Raw genomic sequence first — 21,866 nt, 5'->3', positions numbered from 1 at the left:
AATCAGCAATTAGCGTTTCCCAAAGATATCACTTGCAATTATGCCGGTTTCTTTTTATAATGAGGAAATGTATAGTTTGCTTGTTTATGAGGACATTGATGTGCAGCAAAGATGGATTCTGAAGGGATGAAGGTAAGATGAAGGATAGTGATAAGAAGGAAAAACACCGCTTCCGCAATATGTGGAAGGCGTTAAGTATGGAACTGAGGGAGCACAAAAGTTCTTTTATGGTATATTTTGTGCTGCGTCTGCTTGTGATTATAGTGATGATTCTGCAGATATTTAATAAGAATTATGAGAATGTGTTTCTATGTATCCTCACTCTGCTGCTTCTGGTTATCCCCAGCCTGGTCCAGGTGACGATGAAGATAGAACTGCCGACTACTCTCGAGATTATTATTCTTGTTTTTATATTTGCTGCGGAAATTCTGGGTGAGATACGGGAGTTCTATATCGTATTTCCTTTCTGGGATACCGTCCTGCATACGCTGAACGGATTTCTTGCGGCGGCAATTGGATTTTCGTTAGTGGATCTCCTCAACCGCAGTGAAAAAATGGTGTTCAAACTGTCGCCGCTGTTCACAGCCATTGTGGCTTTTTGCTTTTCTATGACGATCGGGGTCATCTGGGAATTTTTTGAATTTGGCATGGACCATATTCTGGGGTTTGACATGCAGAAGGATACGATTATTCATACCATCCGATCGGTTATGCTGGATCCGGCAGGCGGTAATAATGTTGCTGAGATTGGAAATATTACCAGTGTCGCTGTCCAGGGGAAGGATCTCGGCCTGGGAGGCTATCTGGATATTGGCCTGATCGATACTATGAAAGACCTGATGGTAAATTTTATCGGGGCAGTAGTATTCTCTGTCATCGGTTACTTCTATGTGAAAAATAGGGGAAGAGGACGGATGGTAGGACGATTCGTTCCACGGAAAAAGAAGGAGGAACGGGACTTCCTCAAAATCGTGGAAGCGCAGGACGAGAAGGAGCAGGAACAGCAGGAGCATGAACAGGAACAACAGGAACGTCCCGGCAAAACAGACCGGACGGAGAACTCCGGGGTAAAATAATACGGATTCTCAAAACTGTAACAGTTCAGGACGGCCTGGTTTGTTATCAAAAACAGGCTGTCCGGCCTGTCATATTTAAACGCGGAAAAGCCGCATCTTATGGAAGATACCATAAGGTGCGGCTTTTCCGCAGTTAGAAATCGTACGATACGCTGCGGGCTTACCTGCCCCAGCATTGGAATAGGTTACGGGTAATTTCTTCGGATGCTTCTTTGAGTACCGGCAGATAGGGCAGCAGTTCGTCGGTGTCTTTTATACCGACAAATCCGCTGAATGACAGTGCAGCTATGATATTTCCTTCACTGTCCCGGACAGGAACGGATATGCAGCTGCCGTTATCAGAGGACTCTCTGTGGTCAAAGGCATATCCTCTCTTTGCGGTCTTTCGGACTTCCAGCCAGAATTCGTCCGGATCAATGATGGTATAAGGGGTGAGCGGTTCCATATCGCAGGAATCGACCAGCTTTTCTACCAGGCTGATCGGCAGCTCGGACATTAGAACCTTTCCTCCCGCACATGCGTAAAAGGGAAGCTCGGAGTACAATGCCGGTACATAGTTTACAATGCTCTTAGTGCGGGACTGCTGCAGTACGTAGCAGCGGTGCCCTTCGCGTACGATCAGATTCATGGGCTGGCCGTGTTCTGCTGTGCAGCGGATCATAGTCAGTTCCGCCACTTCTTTTAAGGCCAGATAGAGGTTATTTTTCTCGATGACAAAACTGATCTTCTGGCCGGTTATGTAACGCCCATCGTTACACTGGTATACCCAGCCATTTACTTCTAAAGTCTTTAAAATGCGGAAAGCAGTTGACGGATTAAGCTCACAGCTTTTTGCAATCTCGTTCACTCCAAGCGGAGAGCGTTCCTTGCGGAGGATGTCCAGTACCTCTAAGGCACGGTCCACCATCTTGATGGTTTCTACGTTTTGTTTTTCCATGATGCGTACCTCCTTACTATATACTATGATATCTTGCTAAAGGGATATCAAGTGTTCCATCCGGCAAGTTATTATTGGAATATTTATTTCATCATAGTGTAAAGCGAATATATACTACATTTATACCATTTTAAAAAATGTATGTCAATATGTTGAAAGAAAATGGGAGAATTAGATGAAATACTTATTCCGAAAAAACAAAATCCATGAGGGGACGCGTTATACCTATGTGAGCGGACAATAATAATTTAGTGATATTAATTGGGTTAAATGAATTAAATTGAAATAAAAACTATAATTATGGAATATAATCAAAAATATCTGAAAATATAATGAAAAATTTAAAATATAAAAAGTAGAAAAATGTAGTTGACAGACCATAAAAATCGTTGTATATTGAAGTTACGGAATAGCCATTCCGAAAAATGAAATAATTCCACGGGAATGAGAATCAAGAAAATCATTCTAAATGGAATAAGACCATATTTTACATATTGGAATGACTATTTTAAATCTAATCAATTATAATTTTTAGAGTAAAGGAGAACGAGAACAATGGCAAAAGAAAAACTGAACGGCATCTACATCCCAATGGTGACACCTTTTCATGAAGATGAATCCATCAACTTTGCAGGAATCAAAGAATGCACGGATTTTCTGGCTGACAATGGCGTTACCGGCATTATTCCCTCCGGCAGTACCGGCGAGATGGTTGCGATGACTCCTGACGAGCAGATTGCAGTGAATGATGCGGCGGTGAAAGCCGCAGACGGAAGGATTAAAGTCGTTTGCTCAACCGGCGCATACCGGACAAAAGACGTAGTTAAAATGTCTCAGGCAGCCGAGGCAGCGGGTGCAGACGGCGTTATGGCAGTAACACCGTGGTACATGGCTCCGAATGAGAACGAACTGTTAAAGCACTATGAGACAATCCGTAAAGCCATTGATATTCCGATTATGGTATATCACAACCCCTACTATTCAACTTGCCTGATGAGTGATGAATTTATGGCAAAACTGTACAACGAAGGTTTTATCGACGCGGTGAAGGAGCGTCAGGCGGATGTGTACAGGCAACAGGATCTGAGATACCTTACAGACGATGATTTTGCGATCTTCTATGGTTACGATATATGCCCTGTTGAAAGCGTGAGCTGCTGGGCAGACGGATGGGTATGCGGTACAGGAAACCTTTTCCCCAAGGAGAATACGGAAGTATTCAACCTTGCAAAAGAGCGGAAGATGGAAGAAGCGATGACTGCCCACTTCGAAAAGATCCGCCCCTATCTTCCGTTATTTACGAAACCGACAGCAGACGGCATGCCGACGCCTTGGCTTCAGATTATTAAAGAAGGCCTTAAACTCCGCGGCGTAGATGCCGGATACTGCCGCAAACCGGTTATTTCAGAGCTTCCGGCCGATGTTATGGAGACCCTTAAGGCAGTTCTGAAAGAATACGGGTATCTTGCTTAGCCTCCAGGAACAGGATCTGGTACTTTCACGTGGAGAAACTTAAAAAAGGTGGATGAGATTTTGCTGAATTGCAGGCTCTGACAAGCCTGCAATTCAGCGGGAAGGAATGGATAGAGTTATGAAAAAGAAAATAATTAGTTTGATCTTATTGTGTACCCTTGTATTGAGTACGACACTGTGGGGCTGCGGTTCATCTAAGGATACTGCTGCAGACAGCGCAGATACGTCGAAGGAAGCTTCGGATGAAACAGAAACCACTGACGGCAAAGGCGGCAAAACAAAGATCACAGTTCTAAGGCCCGGTGACCAGGAAAAGGTGGAAGCCTTTATGGAGCCGGCGATTGAACAGTTTGAAAAAGACAACCCGGATATTGATGTGGAAATCATGTATGAATCCTGGACTGGCTGGATCCAGAAGTATCCGACCTCTTTTGAGGCGGGAACCCAGCCTGACGTCATCTTCTGGTGGGACAATAAGATGAATGATTCCTCTGCGCATGAACATCTGGTGAAGCTCGATGACTATCTGAGCGAAGACTTTTTCAGCCAGATACCCGACAGCATCTGGAGTCTGGTAAATACCAGCGGACTTGACGGTACATATTATGTTCCAAGCAGTGTAGATACATTGGTACTTTACTATAATAAAGAGGTATTTGAGGCCGCAGGCCTGGATCCGGAGGCACCGCCAGCAACGTGGGATGAGCTTCTGGCAGCTGCAAAAGACATTAAGGAAAAGGCCGGCGTACCCGGTATCGGCGTACCCGCCATAACCGGCGCTGAAGTACTGGAAGAATTTGTTGGAATGTTCATAAATCAAGCGACCGATGCACCGATCCTGGATGATAAGAGCATGCCGCTGTTTGATACGGATGAAGGCCTTGAAGCAGTCAAATTTGTAGAACAGCTCGTTCCTTATGTACAGGATTCACCTACCGAGTATGGCCGGGGAGAATTACGCCCGTTGTTAAGAGACGGCGGAGTGGGCATGCTGATAGACGGTCCGTGGGGCGTTGCGGCATATACAGCTGCATTCGGTGAAAACCTGGATGAAAGTAAGATCGGGATTGCTAAGATTCCGCTTGCTCCAAATGGCAAGGAAATTGCATGGGCGGGCACCAATGGCTGGATTGCTACGCGTGACGAGACGGCAGAGGCATCTGCAAAACTGATTGAATATCTGATGTCCCCGGAAGTAATTATCGAACACCACCTGGCATACGGTTCTGCTCCTCTGTACGAGTCGGAATTTGATAACCCTTCATTCCAGTATGATTTCTGGAAAGTATTCTACGACGAAGCGCAGGATTATAAGCTGTACGGCATGATTGGAAAGGACAGTGCGACGCCGGCGGCTTACTACACGGCATTGGAAGAAGTGTGGCAGCAGCTCATACTGGGCCAGCTGGGGGCGGAAGATGCGCTCAAAGCGGCAGCTGAGGCTGCAGAAGGCGTCACTTCAAGAAACCAGTAAATCTGCAGTGCCGCAGCTCACGTATCAGTCAAGGGGGTTGCTGAAAGGTACGGGGAAGATCTTAAAAGTATCAGACCTGGGATTTGCTGAGAGATAAGGGTTAAGGCGTTAAACATAAGTCTATTATCCAGGCCGGCGGAGTATCCGGCCTGGATAACAGCAATATTTGTTTCGAGAAAGGGGGCGCCCTGTTTGAAAAAGAGCCAGAGAAAAAGAGTCATCTGTTCGCTGCTTCCGCTGATTGTCCTGTTGGTTTTTATATACGGATACCCGTTGTTTAAGGTCTGTACCAGCGCCTTTATGGGATTTAGCGGCGCTTCGGCAGGCCAGTTTGTAGGCTTTGGAAATTTCTCTATTATTAAGGATGAGATTCCGAAAACTGTTGTAACTACGTTAATCTGGACGTTTGGTTCTGTAATTCCCGCAATGATCCTGGGCCTAGCCGTTGCATTGATCTGCAACCGTTCTTTTGCGGGAAAGAAAGTAGTCGTGGCATTCAATCTGCTGCCCTACGCTATTCCTTTGATTATAGTTGCCTCTTGCTGGCGTTTTGTATATAATTCTGACTTCGGTATCATCAATGTTCTTCTGAAAAATATAGGCCTGATTGAGGAGCCGATCAGTTTCCTGGGCCTGGATCTGGCTCTCACCTCCGTCATCCTGGCCCGAATCTGGCGAGCCATGCCATTTGCGTTTATGAATTATTATTCGGCGCTTACGACGATTCCGGCTGAACAGTATGAAGCGGCATGTATTGACGGCGCCGGTCCGGTGCAGAGATTCTGTTATATTACCATGCCTAATCTGAAGGCAATAACAGGAAGTACTCTGATTGTGCTGACGGTCTGGACATTCCTTGTATTTGATATCATTTTCGGTATGACGGGCGGCGGGCCGGTCAATGCGACCAAGACCATTTCGATGCACATCTATCAGGAGATGTTCAGTATGAAGAACCTTGGTACAGCATCTGCATGGTCATTGATCGCGATATTGGTACTGGTAATTATTACGGTATTTTACTGGAAACTGATGGAAAGGGAGGATGCGGCATGAGAAATAATAAATCAATTGCCGGGAAAGTTTTCCGGATTATCCTTTGTATTTTATTCTGTATGTTTGCGGCGATCCCAATCTATGAAGCGCTGATCGTGTCGCTGACTCCATATTCCCACCTTCTGGAAGCGCAGCTGGTACCTCATTATTTTGAACTGTCCAACTTTACATCGGCCTTTAGATTGATCGCCGGCAATGTGCTGAACAGCTTTTTCTATGCGTGCTGTGCAACGGTTCTGACGGCGCTGATCTCCATTCCGGCAGCTTATGTGCTATCCAGATACCGCTTCAAGCTGCGCCAGGGAATGCTTTTTGTTCTGCTTCTGACGCAGATGATGGCGGGGATTGTTATCCTGCCTACTTTATACAGGATGTTCCAGTCGCTTGGCATTCTGAATTCCCGGGGGGCGCTGGTTCTTGTGCTTACAGGCATCAACCTGGCGTTGGTTGTAACTATCTTTCACGGATATTTTTCAACCCTGCCGGCAGAGCTGGAGGAGGCGGCGGCACTGGATGGCTGCAGCTATATACAGCTGCTGGCCCGCGTCATTTTCCCGATCAGCGGACCGGGTATTGCGGTGGGGGCAATCTTTGTGTTCATTAACAGTTATAATGAATTTGTTGTACCGCTGTTCCTGCTGTCAGATGCAAATAAATATCCTTTGACGCTGGTGGTATACAGCCTGCTCAGCGATACAACAATCCGCTGGCATATCATGGCTGCTGCCTCCCTGATTGGGATTATCCCGCCGGTTGTGATTTTTACATTTTTCCAGAAATATATCATACAGGGGGTTACCTCGGGGGCGGTGAAAGGATAAGCTGGTATGGGGTCAGACCCCTTTGAAAAGGGGTCTGACCCCTCTGCGGAATCGACAGGGCCCTTCCTTAGGAGGGCAATAAAATCTTGGAGGGACAGATTATGCAGGAATTTAAGATCCCATGGGGGCAATGGTACGAACAGTCCTATAGAAAACTAACTTTTCCCGACGAGTGGGAGATCCACTATCAGGGAATGCAGGAGCATCCCTCTCTGACAAGCGGGGACGTTCTGGCTAGAATAGACAATCCGGTGGGGACAGAGCGGCTGGAGACTCTGGCTGCGGGGAAGAGGAGTGCATGTATCATTATTGATGATATTTCACGTCCCACCCCGGGCGCTTTCTTGCTTCCGCTCGTGATTCGGAAACTGCTGGATGCAGGTATGGACGGCAGTAATATTAAGGTTTTGATTGCGCTCGGCGGACACCGCCCTATGACAAAGCAGGAAATGGAGATCAAAGTGGGAAAATGGGTACTGGATCACGTTCAGGTACTGAATCACTTCCCATTCTCAACAGACCTGATAACTATTCCGGACGATAACCAGGTGATAAAGATTAATAAAAACTATGTGGATGCTGAGCTGCGAATAGCCGTTGGGTGCATTGTACCCCATACTCTTGCAGGGTTCTCCGGGGGCGCCAAGGCGGTCATCCCGGGAATCGGCGGTATCGAGACACTGAAAAGCAACCATATGCTTGTCTATGAAGATGCGAGTAAAAACATGTCATTTAAGACCAGCACATGCAATCCCGACAACCCTATGCGCACCAATATGGAGCGGATCGTCAGCAAAGTAGGGCTGGACTTTATTGTGAATGTCGTGCTCAACGATAAGATGGGAGTTGCAGATGTTTTTGCAGGCCATTTCATAAAGGCACACCGGGCTGCATGCAGACGGGCAATGGAATGTCTGCAGACGGAATTGGTCAGGGATGCGGATATCCTGGTCCTCTCTGCCTATCCCAAGGACACGGAGTACTCCCAGATCGGAACTTGTTTTGCTGTCCTGGGACACTACAAGGAAATGTGCGTAAAGCCTGACAGCACTCTGGTTGCGGTGACGGCGGCAAGCGAAGGGGCGGGATTCCACGCGCTTTTTGGCCCCGGAATGAGCCTGTTTTCCCCGCACGACGATAATGTGCCTCCTCCGGAACTGAAAGGGAAAGAAATCCTGATTTATTCCGAGGGTGTTAATGCTATCGACATCAGACAGTTTTACAGAGATGAGACACCGGACCTGAACAGGGAGTGGGAAGACATACGGAAACGGCTGGAAGAAAAGTATGCAGGGAAAAATCCGGTGGTTGCCATTTACCCAATGGGGGCGATACAGATCGGCTGCATGAATACGGAAGGTGGAGAATGACTATGGACACACAGTATGATATTGCCGTGATTGGCGGCGGTGTGATTGGAAGTGCGGTTGCCAGGGAACTGTCACGCTATCAATTAAAGATTTGTGTTTTAGAAAAAGAGCTGGATGTCTGCAATGGCGTAAGCGGGCGCAATACCGGACTTCTGCACTCAGGTATACTAAATGAAAAGAATCTCCTGCGTACGGAGTGCTGTATGGAGGGGAATGCGGAGTTCGAGCGGGTTGCCGGGGAACTGGACATACCGTTTCGAAGATGCGGAAAGCTGATTGTTGGATTTGGCGAAGAGGAAAGGAAACGGCTGGAAGGTCTGTATCAGCGCGGGCTTGATAACGGGGTACCCGGAATCAGAATGATTGGCCGTGATGAGATCAAACGGCTGGATCCCAATGTGGATGGCGAGTTTGCCATTTACGTGCCTTCGGCAGGCATTTTATGTCCGTTTACCTATACAATCGCATTAGCGGAAAATGCAGTTGAAAATGGTGCAGCGTATTATCTGGATCACGAGGTGACAGGAATCGAGAGAGAGGAAACGGGGGTGTACCGCATCCTCACGAAGGGCGGGGAATTTGTCAGCCGCTGGGTCATCAACTGTGCAGGGCTATATGCCTGCCGCATTTCTGAAATGCTTGGGTTTGAATCCTATATACCGAACCGCGTCAAAGGCGAGTACGAGATTCTGGATAAGAAAGCAGGAAATTACCTGTCTCTGCCGGTGTATCCGACTCCCAATGAGTACGGTGCATTTGATGTCCACGTAACTCCGACGATTGATGGAAATGTCCTGGTAGGTCCTACCATCGAGACGATCGGTGCGAAGGTCGATTATGCGGCAACGCAAAAGATGATAGACGTTTTGGTTGAGCAGGGGTCCAGAATGTTCCCCCGGATGAAACGGGATTACTATATCCGCAACTATGTGGGGGTGTTTCCGACCATAGAAGATCCGGCGACCCATAGGGAGCTGGACTTTCAGATTCAGACAAAGAAAAGCGTTCCACATGCTGTAAATCTGCTGGCTATTACTTCTCCTGGGCTGACCAGTGCGCTTCCGATTGCGCGGAGAGTGGCTGCAAAGATCAAGGAGCAGGAGGAACTGTTGGTAAATGAGAAGTTTAACCCCATCCGCAGGGGGATCGTGAAGTTTTCGGAACAGGATGAGGAAGGCAAAAAGCGGCTGATTGAGCAGGACCCGGATTACGGGGAGATATACTGCAGATGTGAATGCGTTACCAGGGCAGAGGTGAAACAGGCGCTTCATAATGTGCTGGGCGTTTCCACCGTCAGCGGAATCAAATACCGGACGAGAGCCACGATGGGACGATGCCAGGGCGGCTACTGTGAGACGAGGCTGACCCGGTTAATCCAGGAGGAGCTGGGCAGGCAGAAGACAGAAATACTGCTGAATAAGAAGGGCGCCTATATGTTTACCGGGGAGGTGAAATGACATGCACAAGCGCGATGTTGTGATTATAGGAGGCGGGCCGGCCGGGCTTGCCGCTGCTGTGGAACTGAAAAAACGGGGAGTGGACGATATCTTAATCATCGAGCGTGAGAAACAGCCCGGAGGCATCCTCCGCCAGTGCATTCATGACGGATTCGGCCTGACCCGTTTTGGGCAGACCCTGAGCGGACCGGAATATTCCCAGAGATTTATTGACGAGGTTGAAGAACTGCAGATCGAGGTTATCACCAATGCAACGGTCATTGACCTGACGGGAGACAAAATCGTAACGGCGGCTGCAAGGGACGGGCTTATCCAGGTACAGGCAGGAGCGGTCATTCTGACCATGGGCTGCAGGGAGCGCACCCGGGGAGCGCTGGCGATCCCGGGCCAGAGACCGTCGGGCATTTACAATGCCGGCGTAGCGCAGAGCTACATGAATTTGTACAATACCATGGTGGGAAAAGAAGTGATCATCATGGGTTCAGGTGATATCGGGCTGATCATGGCAAGGCGGATGATGCTGGAGGGAGCCCATGTAAAGGCCGTATTTGAAGTGCTGCCGTATCCAAGCGGCCTTCCCAGAAATATTGAGCAGTGCCTGAACGACTACAACATCCCGCTTTACCTCAGTCATTCCGTAATCAATATCAAAGGAGATACACGGATTGAGGGCGTAACGGTGGCAGAGGTGGGGACGGATATGAAGCCGGTTCCCGGAACCGAAAAAGATTTCCCATGTGATACGCTGATATTGTCGGTCGGGCTGATTCCTGAAAATGAGCTGTCTCTTGCGGCTGGAGTCACGCTGGATGGCCGGACGAAGGGCGCATTTGTGGATGAAAATTACCAGACAGACGTCCCGGGTGTTTTTGCGGCGGGAAATGTCCTGCATGTGCACGACCTGGTAGACTTTGTATCTCTTGAGGCCGAGGCTCTGGCGGCCGGAGTTGAAGAATATCTGAACTGCGAGGGGCTTCCGCCCTGTGATATAGAGATTGGAACAGACTGCAACATCGGGCACATCATCCCCCAGAGCGTGAGCGGGGAGAAGAACTTCAGGATGTCCATGAGGGTGAAACGCCCTATGGGCAGGTGCAGGGTTGTTGTCAGCCAGGGGGATACAACTGTAAGATCAACGGTTGTGCCAAATGCTATCCCGGCAGAGATGATACAGTTTGATATAGATGCCGGTAACATTATATCTAAGGAGAAAATCGAGGTGTCAGTGTATGAACAGTAGGACCTTTGTCTGTATCGTCTGCCCAAACGGGTGCACGATCGAGGCTCAGTATGAAGATGATAAGATATACAGCATTACCGGAAATAAATGCAAGAAGGGGGTGGATTATGTCCGCCAGGAACTGATCGACCCGCGCAGGACGATTTCGAGTTCTGTGCGCATTGAGGGGGCGGTGCTTCCGCTGTGCAGTGTGAGGCTAACGAATGCAATCCCCAAAAAAGAGCTCTTCCGGGTGATGGAGGAGATCAATAAAATCACACTGGCTGCGCCTGTTGAGATCGGGCAGGTAGTCATAAAAAATGTCTGCGGACTGGAGAGTGACGTAATCGTTACGAAGAATATGGGAGGAGGGAGCCTGCCGTAAGGATGCCCGGGGATGACCTTCGGGCTGGGATACAGACGGGGGCTTTGGTGCAGGCCATCTGCTGACTCTCTCTAATATCAAAACGGACTCCCGCATGGAACCGCCGGCATTCGGGGGCTGTCGGTTTATTTTTTCGACAGCCTTAGGAATTTGTAAAAAACTGGAATCTACAGTCTGTTCATATATAAAAGGGGATAAGGATTTCCCTGTTCGTCATTTGCAGTTCTTTTGTAAACTTTGAAACCCATGTGTTCAGAGATGCATTGCCTTAACAGCACTTTCCCACACGTCTAGTAACTGTTGTACCAATATCGGATTTCTGTCTTTTATTTCAATAACTTTCATTTTCAGCCCCCATAAACTTAAATTTCTAAAGTCGTCAAATCCATTCAAATCGACATATGCTATTGAGCCATCGATAATTGTCCCGATTGCTCCAAACAGTTTCTTCGCCTTGTACTGCTTCAGATACATGCGGCAAGGCTCCAGATGTGGAACAGGATGGCGGCTCCCAGGATGGTTGACAGGATATAGATTAGGATCGCGGGAGTGTTTCCTATATAGGGGATCAGGGCGGAGAAGCCTATTTGCTGCATGAGGTAGTCGGGGTTGATGTAGAACATGTTAATGGTTCCAAAGGTATCCAGGAGGAGATTTAGGAGTGTGGCGGCTGCGCAGCAAATAAGGTAGAGCAGGGTGCCGTCTCTGAAATGGCGCAGGCGCAGGCGCCGGGGCGCCGGAGTTTTCGTGTATGAGAGCCCGGCGGTCAGGCCTATGACGATGAGGAGGATGTGCCATAGGTAGGAATGGATTGTAAGGAGGGGGGCATCGTAATGGAGGCCGCTTGTGTCGGCGAATACGGCGATTCCCCCGAGGAGGCTGTAGTTCATCAGGAAGGAAAGCAGGGCCTGGCGGAAACGGGAGGGTTTGAGCCAAGGGATGACCAGAAGGAGGTACATGGCTATGCTGCAAAGCTGAAATGGGAAGTACCACCATTGATAGACGCCATGATTGAGGCGGAAGGTGAGATACCATTGTTTCCAAAGCTCGCTGGCAGACATGAGGAGGCCGCAGGCAAGGAAAAAGTGATTCAGTTTTTTGGGAGCGGGAATCTGTCTTTTCATGTTGACCTCCTGTTGTATTGCTGGGGTGAACCTGTTTTTCTTACAATTATTGTATGACAGAAGTGCATTCTGTAACACAGGCCTTAATAAATGGTTACTGTTTACGGTCCCTTGGACAGTAACTATGTATGTAAAGTTCCTGGGATTTTGTGTTACCTTTAGTATGAATTATAAAGGATATAAACCAAAAATGCATGCGTTGTGAAGGCATATTTTCAGCCGTTTTCGGGTTACTGTTCAAGCCGTGCCGTGCACCTTGCTGCACGGCATCGGAGCCGGTGAAGTAACGTTTTCGGTGGTTTGGGACGTGCGGCAGATCGGTGATAAAGCGCATAAAAAGGCCGCTTATCATAAAGAAGTTGCTAAAGTTTCCTTAACCTTTGTGAAAATATTGACATACTTATGGCTAAAACGACGAAATGTGAAGGTCTCGAAACATTTCGGTTTGGTTAATTTGTATTTAACAAATTTTTACAAATATAAATTGTACAAAAATAAAGATTAAATTTAAATAAAAATCCGTAAACCAGGGAATTAAATCACTGGAAAATTTGATGAAAATTTTAAAAAAAGGAGGATAAATGCCGACATTTTGAAATCGTTGACAAACAAAAACTTTGGGCGTAATCTTTAGTTTAACTTTTAGGAGGAAGTGCTCCTGGAAGGGTGTGGAGGGAAGGGAATTTCGGCTTTGAAGTTCTTTTTTTATTTCAAAGGATCTGCATCTTATGAAATAAATAAGCTCTCCCGGCGGGGTGCGCACTGCGGTGTAAGAAGCAACTGCCGCAGGCGTGAGTTTCGTAAGTGAAACTCCATTTTAAAAGCAAAATATGAAAAGAAAGGGAGGGAGCGATACGGAAAGTTTGACAGAGAAGCTGCTTGAAGAGCTGAACTGCAAGACCGTGTTTACGATTCCGGTATGCGGGGGAATCGGCGTGGCGGAGTCGGTAGTCGTGACCTGGATTATCATGGCCGTCCTGGTCGGGGTGTCATTTATCTTTGTCCGGAATCTAAAGGTCGAGAATCCGGGAAAGAAACAGCTGGTGCTGGAGTCAGCCATCGGCTGGGCGCAGAACTTCTTCGAGGGCATCATAGGGAAGGAAAACAAGCGTTATATTCCTTATTTGATCACAATCATTCTCTATCTGGGTGTTTCCAATATGATCAGTCTGTTTGGATTTAAACCGCCTACTAAGGATTTGAATGTGACAGCAGCGCTCGCGATTATGAGCATGTTCCTGATTGAATATTCAGGCATACGTAAAAATGGGGTAAAGCATTGGGTAAAACATTTTGCCGAACCGGTGCCGATTGTTGCACCGATTATGGTTCTGGAAATTGTAATCCGTCCGTTGTCTCTTTGTATGCGGTTGTTTGGTAACGTGCTGGGTGCATTTGTTATTATGGAACTTTTAAAAGCGATTATACCGGTCATTGTACCAATACCATTTAGTTTTTATTTTGATATATTTGACGGGCTGCTGCAGGCATATGTGTTTGTCTTTCTGACGGCACTGTTTATGAATGAGGAACAGGAGTAAAAAAGACAGAATTATTTCGTAACTGTTTATGGTTCTGGACAGAGACATTATTTTGAAAAAAGGAGATTTGTACTATGGGAACAATTATAGCTATTGGAGCAGGTATTGCAGTTTTAACTGGTGTGGGAGCTGGAATTGGCATCGGAATTGCAACGGGCAAGGCAGCAGACGCAATCGCAAGACAGCCGGAAGCTGACGGCAAGATCAGCAAGACGCTGATTCTTGGATGTGCGCTGGCAGAGGCTACAGCTATTTATGGTTTTATTATCGGGTTATTGATTATTATACTTTTGAAATAACAGGAAAGGCAGGTGGAACAGGTGCTGCAATTAAATGTGAACCTTTTCTTTACCATAATAAACCTTGTTGTTCTTTATCTTTTGTTGAAAAAGTTTTTAATCAAACCGGTTACGAATGTGATAGAGGCGCGCGAAAGGATGATTGCGGACGGCCTGAGTCAGGCCAGCAGTGCCAGGGAAGAGGCGGAGGAACTTAAAAACCAATACGAAGCCGCTCTGTCCTGTGCCAGACAAGAATCTGAGAAGATTGTGGAGAAGGCTCAGGTACAGGCAAAAGCGGAGTATGAGCGTATTGTGAAGGATGCCGGAACCAAGGCCGGAGATTTGCTGGATTCCGCGAAGGCCAGTATTATGCTTGAGCGGGAACAGACAAGGAAAGAGCTGCAGTCAGAGATTGCGGGGCTTGCGATGACGGCGGCAGCTAAGATCGTAGGTGAAAGGACAGAGAATCAAGGAAATCAAGGGATATATAATCAGTTTCTGGGAGAAGTAGGTGACGCTCATGATGACACAGAAGACCACTAACCGTCAGAACTGCCCGGAAAAGGCAGTGACGGACACCCGGGAACACCATACGGTGAACGCTGTTTATGCAGGAAAACAGCCAGTCTGCAGCATGGGGGATACCCAGAGGGCGTCCCGTAACTCATGCCCTGCGGGCGGGGCCGCAGTAAACTGCGGAATAAGGTATGCAAAAGTGTTGTATGAGCTGAATATGAACAGGGAAGCCATACAGAAAACAGAAGAGATATTCGCAGAGGTTCCTCAGCTGAGGGATGTGTTTAGTAATCCAACGATCCGTGAGGAGAAAAAGTTCAAAGTGATTGACCGTGTATTTCCTGAGGAAATCAGAAATTTTCTAAAAGTGGCATGCAGACACCACAGAATGGATCTCATCGGGGATATTTTCAAGGCATATCATCAATATTGCGATGAACAGAATAAGATCCTGAATGCGGTATTGACGTGTGTGGAACCTCCAAGCGAGGTACAGCTGAATAAAATGAAGGCGTTTCTTTGTGAAAAATATGATGCGGTAAAGGCAGATATTGAAATCATTCAGGACAAAGCGCTGCTCGGTGGTTTTGTGCTCCGCGTGGGCTGTGATGAATTTGACTGGAGCCTGCAGGGACGCCTGAATCGATTGGAACAAAAATTGACCAGGAGGTGAATAGGGTGAGTGTAATCATTTCAGATGAAATTATTTCTATTTTAAAAGAAGAGATAGAAAATTTTGACGCAGCCAGCCATGACAGCGAGGTGGGCACCGTAATATCAGTTGGCGACGGAATCGCCACGGTTTATGGGATTAACCATGCTATGTATGGGGAGATCGTGACTTTTCATAATGGGATCAGAGGTATGGTGCAGGATATCCGGAGAGATGTGATCGGATGTATCCTTTTCGGGCACGATACGGGGATTAAAGAAGGTACAAAGGTAACACGCACGAAAAAAAGGGCCGGCGTTCCGGTTGGAGATAAATATATTGGCAGGGTTGTAGATGCGCTGGGTGTGCCGGTTGACGGTAAGGGAGAGATTCCTGCAGATGACTATAGGCCGATCGAACAGGAGGCTCCTGGTATTATTGACAGGAAGTCGGTCAGTGTCCCGCTGGAGACAGGAATCCTGGCTATTGACGCGATGTTTCCAATCGGGCGGGGGCAGCGTGAATTGATTATCGGAGACAGGCAGACGGGAAAGACTTCCATTGCTTTAGACACGATTATCAATCAAAAGGGGAAAGACGTAATCTGTATCTATGTAGCAATCGGTCAAAAGGCCTCCACGGTTGCAAAAGTAGTGAATACGCTGATCGCAAACGGAGCTATGGATTATACGATTGTGGTTGCCTCTACGGCAAGTGACTGTGCGCCGCTGCAGTATATTGCGCCTTATGCGGGAACCGCGATGGCGGAGCATTTTATGCATCAGGGCAGAGACGTGCTGATTGTGTATGATGATTTATCCAAACATGCGGTGGCGTACCGTTCTTTATCCCTGTTGCTGGGACGCTCGCCGGGACGTGAGGCCTATCCGGGGGATGTTTTCTATCTGCACTCCAGACTGCTGGAGCGTTCCAGCCGTCTGAACGACGAGCTCGGCGGCGGATCGATTACGGCACTTCCGATCATTGAGACACAGGCGGGGGATGTATCCGCATACATTCCGACCAATGTGATTTCCATTACGGACGGACAGATTTTCCTGGAGAGTGATTTGTTCTTTTCCGGCATGCGTCCGGCAGTGAATGTAGGACTGTCCGTATCACGTGTGGGCGGGGCCGCGCAGACGAAGGCGATGAAAAAGGCGTCGGGAAGTATCCGGATCGACCTGGCGCAGTTTAGGGAAATGGAAATATTTACCCAATTCAGTTCCGACCTGGATGATTCGACGAAAGAACAGCTGGATTATGGCAGCGGGCTGATGGAGCTGTTGAAACAGCCGCTTTGCCAGCCACTGAGCCTGCATGAAAAAGTGATTACCCTATGCGCGGCGACGAACCGGGTGCTGCTCGGGGTAAAAAAGGCTGATGTGAAACAATTTCAGGCGGATATGCTGAGCTTCATGGACACACAATACCCGGAAATCGGGAAAGAGATTGAAGAAACCGGGGATCTTACCGATGAGCTGGCTGATAAGATCGTGGAGGCCGCAAAGGAATTCAAGAAGAGCAGGTGTTAATATGGCAAATATCAGAGAAATACAGACCCGTATAAACAGTGTGAAGGATACCATGAAGATTACGAATGCGATGTATATGATCTCTTCTTCCAAGATGAAACAGGCAAAGAAGAAGCTGGAAGATACAGAGCCGTATTTCTATGGACTGCAGGGGGAGATTTCCAGAATTCTGCGCCATGTCCCTGATATCGAACATCCGTACTTTGACCTGAGGGAACATATTCCGGCGGGGGAGCGGAAGATCGGTTCCATTGTTATTACGGCAGACAAGGGACTGGCAGGGGCATACAACCACAATATCATTAAGCTGGAAGAAGAACTGCAAAGCGGGCCTGGAATACACAAACTATTTGTAGTCGGTGAGCTGGGGAGGCATTATTTTTCAAAGCACAATGTGGAAATTGACACCAGCTTCCAATATACGGTCCAAAAACCGACGATGCACCGGGCCAGGAATATTTCGTCCGCGATCATCGACAAATTTGAACGTGGAGAGCTGGATGAAGTATACATGATATACACCCGTATGGAGAATTCTGTGAAGTCAGATGCCGAGAAGGTTCGGCTGCTCCCCCTGGAGAGAGCTTCCTTCAGCGATATGGTCATGCCGCTGAACATGTACCGGGAAGAAATCGAGCTCTATCCATCTGCGCAAAGCGTCATGGACAGCATCATACCCAACTATATCACAGGTATGATATACGGCTGCCTGGTAGAAGCATACGCCAGCGAACACAATGCCCGCATGATGGCGATGCAGACAGCCACAGACAGTGCAGAAAGTATTATCAAAGAGTTATCTACCTTATATAACCGTGCAAGACAGGCTGCGATTACCCAGGAAATTACCGAGGTATGCAGTGGAGCAAACGCACAGAAACGAGAAAAGTGAGAATATTCTGAATATGGTGTTCAAAGGGGTCAGACCCCTTAGGAAGTGAGATCTATTATGAATGAAGGACGAATCATACAGGTTATGGGACCTGTTGTCGACGTAGTATTTGAAGACGGCAATCTTCCTTTTATTAAGGATGCACTTGAAGTTGAGAATAATGGAAAGAAGTGCGTTATGGAGGTTGCGCAGCATTTGGGAAACAACGAGGTGCGCTGCCTGATGCTTGCCGCCAGCGAAGGGCTGCATAAGGATATGGAGGTAACTGCCACCGGGGAGGGGATTAAGGTTCCGGTGGGAGAGCAGACTTTGGGAAGATTATTCAATGTTTTGGGTGAAACCATTGACGATGGGGAGCCGGTCCAGAGCGATAAGAAATGGGTTATCCACAGGGATCCCCCCTGTTTTGAGGATCAGAGCCCGGTGATTGAGATTCTGGAGACCGGAATCAAGGTGATTGACCTGCTGGCGCCTTATGCCAAGGGCGGAAAGATCGGCTTATTCGGCGGCGCCGGGGTTGGAAAAACCGTCCTGATCCAGGAATTGATCCGCAATATCGCGACAGAACACGGCGGGTATTCTATTTTTACCGGGGTTGGTGAACGTTCACGAGAGGGAAATGACCTGTGGACGGAGATGAAGGCTTCCGGTGTACTGGAGAAGACGGCGCTGGTATTCGGGCAGATGAACGAGCCGCCGGGAGCGCGTATGCGGGTGGCCGAGACCGGGCTGACAATGGCCGAATATTTCAGGGATGAAGAGCATCAGAATGTGCTTTTGTTTATAGATAATATTTTCCGTTTTACCCAGGCAGGGTCGGAGGTGTCCGCACTTCTTGGCCGTATGCCGTCGGCCGTAGGTTATCAGCCTACGCTTGCCACGGAAATGGGGGAACTGCAGGAGCGGATCGCGTCTACCAGAAACGGTTCCGTAACTTCAGTGCAGGCGGTATATGTACCTGCCGATGATTTGACGGACCCGGCTCCGGCCACCACGTTTGCACATCTGGATGCGACCACTGTATTATCCAGAAAGATCGTGGAACAGGGGATTTATCCGGCTGTGGATCCGCTGGAATCCAATTCCCGTATACTGGAAGAGGACATCGTAGGCGAAGAGCACTACAGAGTGGCAAACCAGGTGACCGAGATCCTGCAGAAATACAAAGAACTGCAGGATATCATTGCAATCCTGGGAATGGAAGAACTCTCGGATGATGATAAAGCAGTGGTAATGCGTGCGAGAAAAATTCAAAGATTTTTATCACAGCCATTTTTTGTGGCTGAGACGTTTACCGGAATACCCGGCAGATATGTACCGCTGAAGGAAACCATACGCGGATTCAAGATGATTGTGGACGGAGAAATGGACCAGTATCCGGAGTCCGCATTCTTTAATGTAGGAACGATCGATGATGTGATCGAAAAAGCAAAAGCATGAAATGCGGCAGAATAGAGGTGTATGTATATGGATACATTTGGCCTGAAAATAATAGCAAGTGACAGAGTCTTCTATATAGGACGCTGCAGGAAACTGATTCTTCCGGCTCCGGACGGAAAAATGGGTATTCTGCCGGACCATGAGAACATGGTAATCGCGATCAGCGTAGGCGATGCCAGGATGGAGATTGAAGAAGGCAGCTGGGTTGACATAGCCGTTGGCGCAGGTTTTGCAGAAGTCGTGAATAACCGTGTCACCATTCTGGTAGACACCGCTGAACGGCCCGAAGAAATCAATGTGCGCCGCGCCGAGGAAGCCAAAGAGCGCGCGGAAGAGCAGCTTCGCCAGAAGCAGAGCCTTCAGGAGTATTACCGTACCCAGGCTTCTCTTGCCCGGGCGATGAACCGATTGAAAGTATCCCAGGGGAAACGCTGGAATTTGTAAACAATTTTTTGATTTGCGGACGGATGAGGACGCCGAAAAACCGGGAAGCCAGCCCCACACGGGGAGCATCTATGCCATTTTAAAAGTCCACACCGTTTACGTAAGAGGCCCTAAAGGAAAAAACGCAGAAAATGGAGGTCCAGCGGCATGCAGCCCGAAATTTGATAATTTTGGGCCTTAGGACGCTTCAGACTTTGACGTGAGACGTCAAAGTCTGCCCACCATTTTCTGTGTTTTTTCCTTAAGGGCCTCTAACGTAAACTCTAGGACCTTTAAAATGGCATAGATGCTCCCCGTGTGGGACTGGCTTCCCGGTTTTTCGGCTGACGCATCCGGTCGGTAGGAAAAATTTGGCCCCAAATTTATTCCCTCATCGCATCTTGCTTTTTATGAGAGATTATACTACAATATTTATATCTGTACGTTACCAAAACTACAGTGCATAAAAGCTAATAGTTATCAAGTACTGCATTGCGCAGGTTTCAGGCATTCTAATCACCAAAACATACACAAAGCAGTACTGTAAGATCAGGGGAGAGAAGTCCATGAGTGAGAAATATAGACAGCGTTCTATAATAGAAATCATGAATGACGTACTGGGCACCATACGTGATTATTATGATTCCGAATATGTTTATTATATAGAAAAAGAGGATGACGATATCATCACGATCTATGAATGGTGTGCGGAAAACGTTCCATGGCAGAGGGACCGCATTAAGATGCTGGATGCGGATCAGATGCCCAAGTGGCTGCGCCAGGAGATTACGGACACTACCGAGGCTGATTATAGTGTATTCCAGCCGCTGGATGATGAGGTGGTGGCGGTTCTGGCTGCGGTGGGCGTACACCGGGGCGGGTGCGACCTTTCACTTATGCGTGCGGTGATCCCATATATTTCACAGGCGATTGTCCTGCAGAAGATGCAGAAGCAGCAGGAATACCTCAGCTATCACGATGACCTGACCGGGCTTTTGAACCGGAACAGTTTTGTCGGCTATCTGGCGGAAGTGAAGCAGGAAGAACTGAAGTCATTGGGGGCGCTGTCCGTAGACATCAACGGTCTGAAGAACTTTAATAAAGAGTTCGGGCGTGAGTATGGGGACGAGGTGGTCATTCGTGTCGGGGAAGTCCTGGAGGAGTACTTCAGAGGCGCTATGGTATTCCGCCTGACGGGGGACGAATACCTGGCAATCATGGAGAACGTGGATTATGAGGACTTCATGAAAAATGTACATGGTGCACACAGCAAGCTGGAGAATATCAGCCTGGGCCTGACTACGATGGGATATGCCTGGGAAAAGGTAGACATTGATGTGGACAGCCTTGTGGCACATGCCGAGGGCATGATGAGGGAAGAGAAGCAGAAGTATTATAAGAACCTGAAGAAAGGGCATCATGAGCCGATTATTAAGCAGGATCTTCTGGAGGATATAGAACAGGGGAATTTTATTGTGTGTTTTGTCCCCAAGGTAGATGTTCTGACGGAGGAAGTGGTGGGAGCCGAAGCAGTCGTACGTTATCACCACAAGGATCTGGGCATTGTGGACCCGGGCAAATACATTACACTGCTGGAGGAGACAAAGCTGTCTCATCATCTGGATCTGTATGTATTCGAGGAGGTCTGCAAGACACTGAGGAGATGGGAGCTGGATGATATGCCGATGCTGCCTGTGTCCGTGAATTTTGCCGGTGCAACTCTGCGGCAGGAGAGCGTTGCGGAGAAGATGCTTGCCCTGGTAGAGAAGTACCATGTTTCCTGTGAATATCTGGAAGTGGAAGTTTCCGAATCCTACACAGATATGAATCAGGAGATGCTTGCAGAGACAAGCAACAAGATCAGGAAGGAAAACGTACGAGTCATTCTGGATCATTTTGGCGCAAAGGATTCCAGTTTTGCCATTCTATCTATTATGGAATTTGATGGTCTGAAGCTGGATCGGAGCCTGGTGGCTAACATTGTCGGAAACAGCCGCAGCCAGATTGTGGCAAAGGCAGTGATTGATGTATGCAGGCAGCTCGGTGTCCATGTGGCGGCCGCAGGGGTGGAAACACAGGATCAGCTGAATGTATTAAAAGAGTTGGGATGTGATTATGCACAGGGGACTTTGTTCAATAAACCGATTACGATAGACACTTTTGAAGTGCGCTATTTGAAGAATTAGAAAGCAGG

Annotated in this window: 21 protein-coding genes; 18 read left to right on the top strand and 3 right to left on the bottom strand. The window is 48.0% G+C overall.

Going from position 1 to position 21,866, the window contains the following annotated elements; all coding sequences use genetic code 11:
- Positions 1 to 137: 137 nt before the first annotated feature.
- Positions 138 to 1,076, top strand: coding sequence for a hypothetical protein (locus ARB69_RS05040; protein ID WP_055151565.1), 939 nt, complete (start codon positions 138 to 140; stop codon positions 1,074 to 1,076).
- A gap of 160 nt (positions 1,077 to 1,236) precedes the next feature.
- On the opposite strand, the gene ARB69_RS05035 is transcribed toward ARB69_RS05040, so the two are convergent.
- The gene (locus ARB69_RS05035; protein WP_055151562.1) at positions 1,237 to 2,013 is read right to left on the bottom strand and encodes an IclR family transcriptional regulator; all 777 of its coding nucleotides are present in this window, start codon (positions 2,011 to 2,013) and stop codon (positions 1,237 to 1,239) included.
- 555 nt (positions 2,014 to 2,568) lie between these two features.
- Here ARB69_RS05035 and ARB69_RS05030 point away from each other — a divergent pair.
- From ARB69_RS05030 to ARB69_RS04995, 8 genes are all read left to right on the top strand, one after another.
- A complete protein-coding gene (locus tag ARB69_RS05030; protein WP_050639466.1) occupies positions 2,569 to 3,486 on the top strand; it encodes a dihydrodipicolinate synthase family protein in 918 nt (305 codons plus the stop codon).
- A gap of 118 nt (positions 3,487 to 3,604) precedes the next feature.
- Positions 3,605 to 4,960 carry an ABC transporter substrate-binding protein gene (locus ARB69_RS05025; protein WP_055151559.1) on the top strand — a complete coding sequence of 452 codons (1,356 nt, stop codon included), beginning with the start codon at positions 3,605 to 3,607 and terminating at the stop codon, positions 4,958 to 4,960.
- Between the two features lie 192 nt (positions 4,961 to 5,152).
- Positions 5,153 to 6,016 carry a carbohydrate ABC transporter permease gene (locus ARB69_RS05020; protein ID WP_050639469.1) on the top strand — a complete coding sequence of 288 codons (864 nt, stop codon included), beginning with the start codon at positions 5,153 to 5,155 and terminating at the stop codon, positions 6,014 to 6,016.
- Positions 6,013 to 6,837, top strand: coding sequence for a carbohydrate ABC transporter permease (locus ARB69_RS05015; RefSeq protein WP_055151556.1), 825 nt, complete (start codon positions 6,013 to 6,015; stop codon positions 6,835 to 6,837). Before ARB69_RS05020 ends, ARB69_RS05015 begins: the two co-directional genes overlap by 4 nt.
- A 101-nt stretch (positions 6,838 to 6,938) precedes the next feature.
- A complete protein-coding gene (locus ARB69_RS05010; protein WP_157355618.1) occupies positions 6,939 to 8,207 on the top strand; it encodes a lactate racemase domain-containing protein in 1,269 nt (422 codons plus the stop codon).
- Positions 8,208 to 8,209: 2 nt separating this feature from the next.
- Positions 8,210 to 9,664: an NAD(P)/FAD-dependent oxidoreductase gene (locus tag ARB69_RS05005; protein WP_055151548.1), complete on the top strand. Its 1,455-nt coding sequence runs from the start codon at positions 8,210 to 8,212 to the stop codon at positions 9,662 to 9,664.
- A 1-nt stretch (position 9,665) separates the two neighbouring features.
- Complete coding sequence (locus ARB69_RS05000; protein ID WP_055151545.1) at positions 9,666 to 10,904, top strand: NAD(P)/FAD-dependent oxidoreductase; 1,239 nt, start codon at positions 9,666 to 9,668, stop codon at positions 10,902 to 10,904.
- On the top strand, positions 10,894 to 11,268 hold the full coding sequence (locus ARB69_RS04995; RefSeq protein WP_055151542.1) for a DUF1667 domain-containing protein: 375 nt from the start codon (positions 10,894 to 10,896) through the stop codon (positions 11,266 to 11,268). The genes ARB69_RS05000 and ARB69_RS04995 overlap by 11 nt, the downstream gene beginning before the upstream one ends.
- Before the next feature lie 252 nt (positions 11,269 to 11,520).
- Here ARB69_RS04995 and ARB69_RS28015 read toward each other — a convergent pair whose 3' ends face one another.
- Entirely contained in the window at positions 11,521 to 11,742 is a 222-nt protein-coding gene (locus ARB69_RS28015; RefSeq protein ID WP_050639475.1) for a hypothetical protein, read from the bottom strand.
- Entirely contained in the window at positions 11,733 to 12,392 is a 660-nt protein-coding gene (locus ARB69_RS25800; RefSeq protein ID WP_083487019.1) for a YwaF family protein, read from the bottom strand. Before ARB69_RS25800 ends, ARB69_RS28015 begins: the two co-directional genes overlap by 10 nt.
- 830 nt (positions 12,393 to 13,222) lie before the next feature.
- Here ARB69_RS25800 and ARB69_RS04980 point away from each other — a divergent pair.
- The 9 genes from ARB69_RS04980 to ARB69_RS04940 all read left to right on the top strand — a co-directional run bounded on the left by ARB69_RS04980 (position 13,223) and on the right by ARB69_RS04940 (position 21,858).
- Positions 13,223 to 13,933 carry a F0F1 ATP synthase subunit A gene (locus ARB69_RS04980; RefSeq protein WP_055151536.1) on the top strand — a complete coding sequence of 237 codons (711 nt, stop codon included), beginning with the start codon at positions 13,223 to 13,225 and terminating at the stop codon, positions 13,931 to 13,933.
- A gap of 74 nt (positions 13,934 to 14,007) precedes the next feature.
- A complete protein-coding gene (atpE, locus tag ARB69_RS04975) occupies positions 14,008 to 14,232 on the top strand; it encodes an ATP synthase F0 subunit C (protein ID WP_025654373.1) in 225 nt (74 codons plus the stop codon).
- 21 nt (positions 14,233 to 14,253) lie between these two features.
- Positions 14,254 to 14,757, top strand: coding sequence for a F0F1 ATP synthase subunit B (gene atpF, locus ARB69_RS04970; RefSeq protein WP_050639517.1), 504 nt, complete (start codon positions 14,254 to 14,256; stop codon positions 14,755 to 14,757).
- Positions 14,735 to 15,403 (top strand): ATP synthase F1 subunit delta, encoded by a 669-nt coding sequence (atpH, locus tag ARB69_RS04965; protein ID WP_330377533.1) that lies wholly within the window; start codon positions 14,735 to 14,737, stop codon positions 15,401 to 15,403. The genes atpF and atpH overlap by 23 nt, the downstream gene beginning before the upstream one ends.
- Before the next feature lie 5 nt (positions 15,404 to 15,408).
- Positions 15,409 to 16,917: a F0F1 ATP synthase subunit alpha gene (gene atpA, locus ARB69_RS04960; RefSeq protein WP_174518399.1), complete on the top strand. Its 1,509-nt coding sequence runs from the start codon at positions 15,409 to 15,411 to the stop codon at positions 16,915 to 16,917.
- Position 16,918: 1 nt separating this feature from the next.
- Entirely contained in the window at positions 16,919 to 17,809 is an 891-nt protein-coding gene (atpG, locus tag ARB69_RS04955) for an ATP synthase F1 subunit gamma (protein ID WP_055151533.1), read from the top strand.
- A 57-nt stretch (positions 17,810 to 17,866) separates the two neighbouring features.
- Positions 17,867 to 19,249, top strand: coding sequence for a F0F1 ATP synthase subunit beta (atpD, locus tag ARB69_RS04950; protein ID WP_055151530.1), 1,383 nt, complete (start codon positions 17,867 to 17,869; stop codon positions 19,247 to 19,249).
- A gap of 27 nt (positions 19,250 to 19,276) precedes the next feature.
- Entirely contained in the window at positions 19,277 to 19,693 is a 417-nt protein-coding gene (gene atpC / locus ARB69_RS04945; RefSeq protein WP_055151526.1) for an ATP synthase F1 subunit epsilon, read from the top strand.
- A gap of 545 nt (positions 19,694 to 20,238) precedes the next feature.
- On the top strand, positions 20,239 to 21,858 hold the full coding sequence (locus tag ARB69_RS04940; protein ID WP_050639481.1) for an EAL domain-containing protein: 1,620 nt from the start codon (positions 20,239 to 20,241) through the stop codon (positions 21,856 to 21,858).
- Positions 21,859 to 21,866 lie beyond the last annotated feature (8 nt).

This window comes from Faecalicatena contorta (assembly GCF_001404335.1).
GTDB classification, from domain to species: Bacteria; Bacillota; Clostridia; order Lachnospirales; family Lachnospiraceae; genus Faecalicatena; species Faecalicatena contortus_B.
The sequence above is the reverse complement of the archived record's forward strand: the minus strand, read 5'-3'. Positions and strand labels throughout refer to the sequence as shown.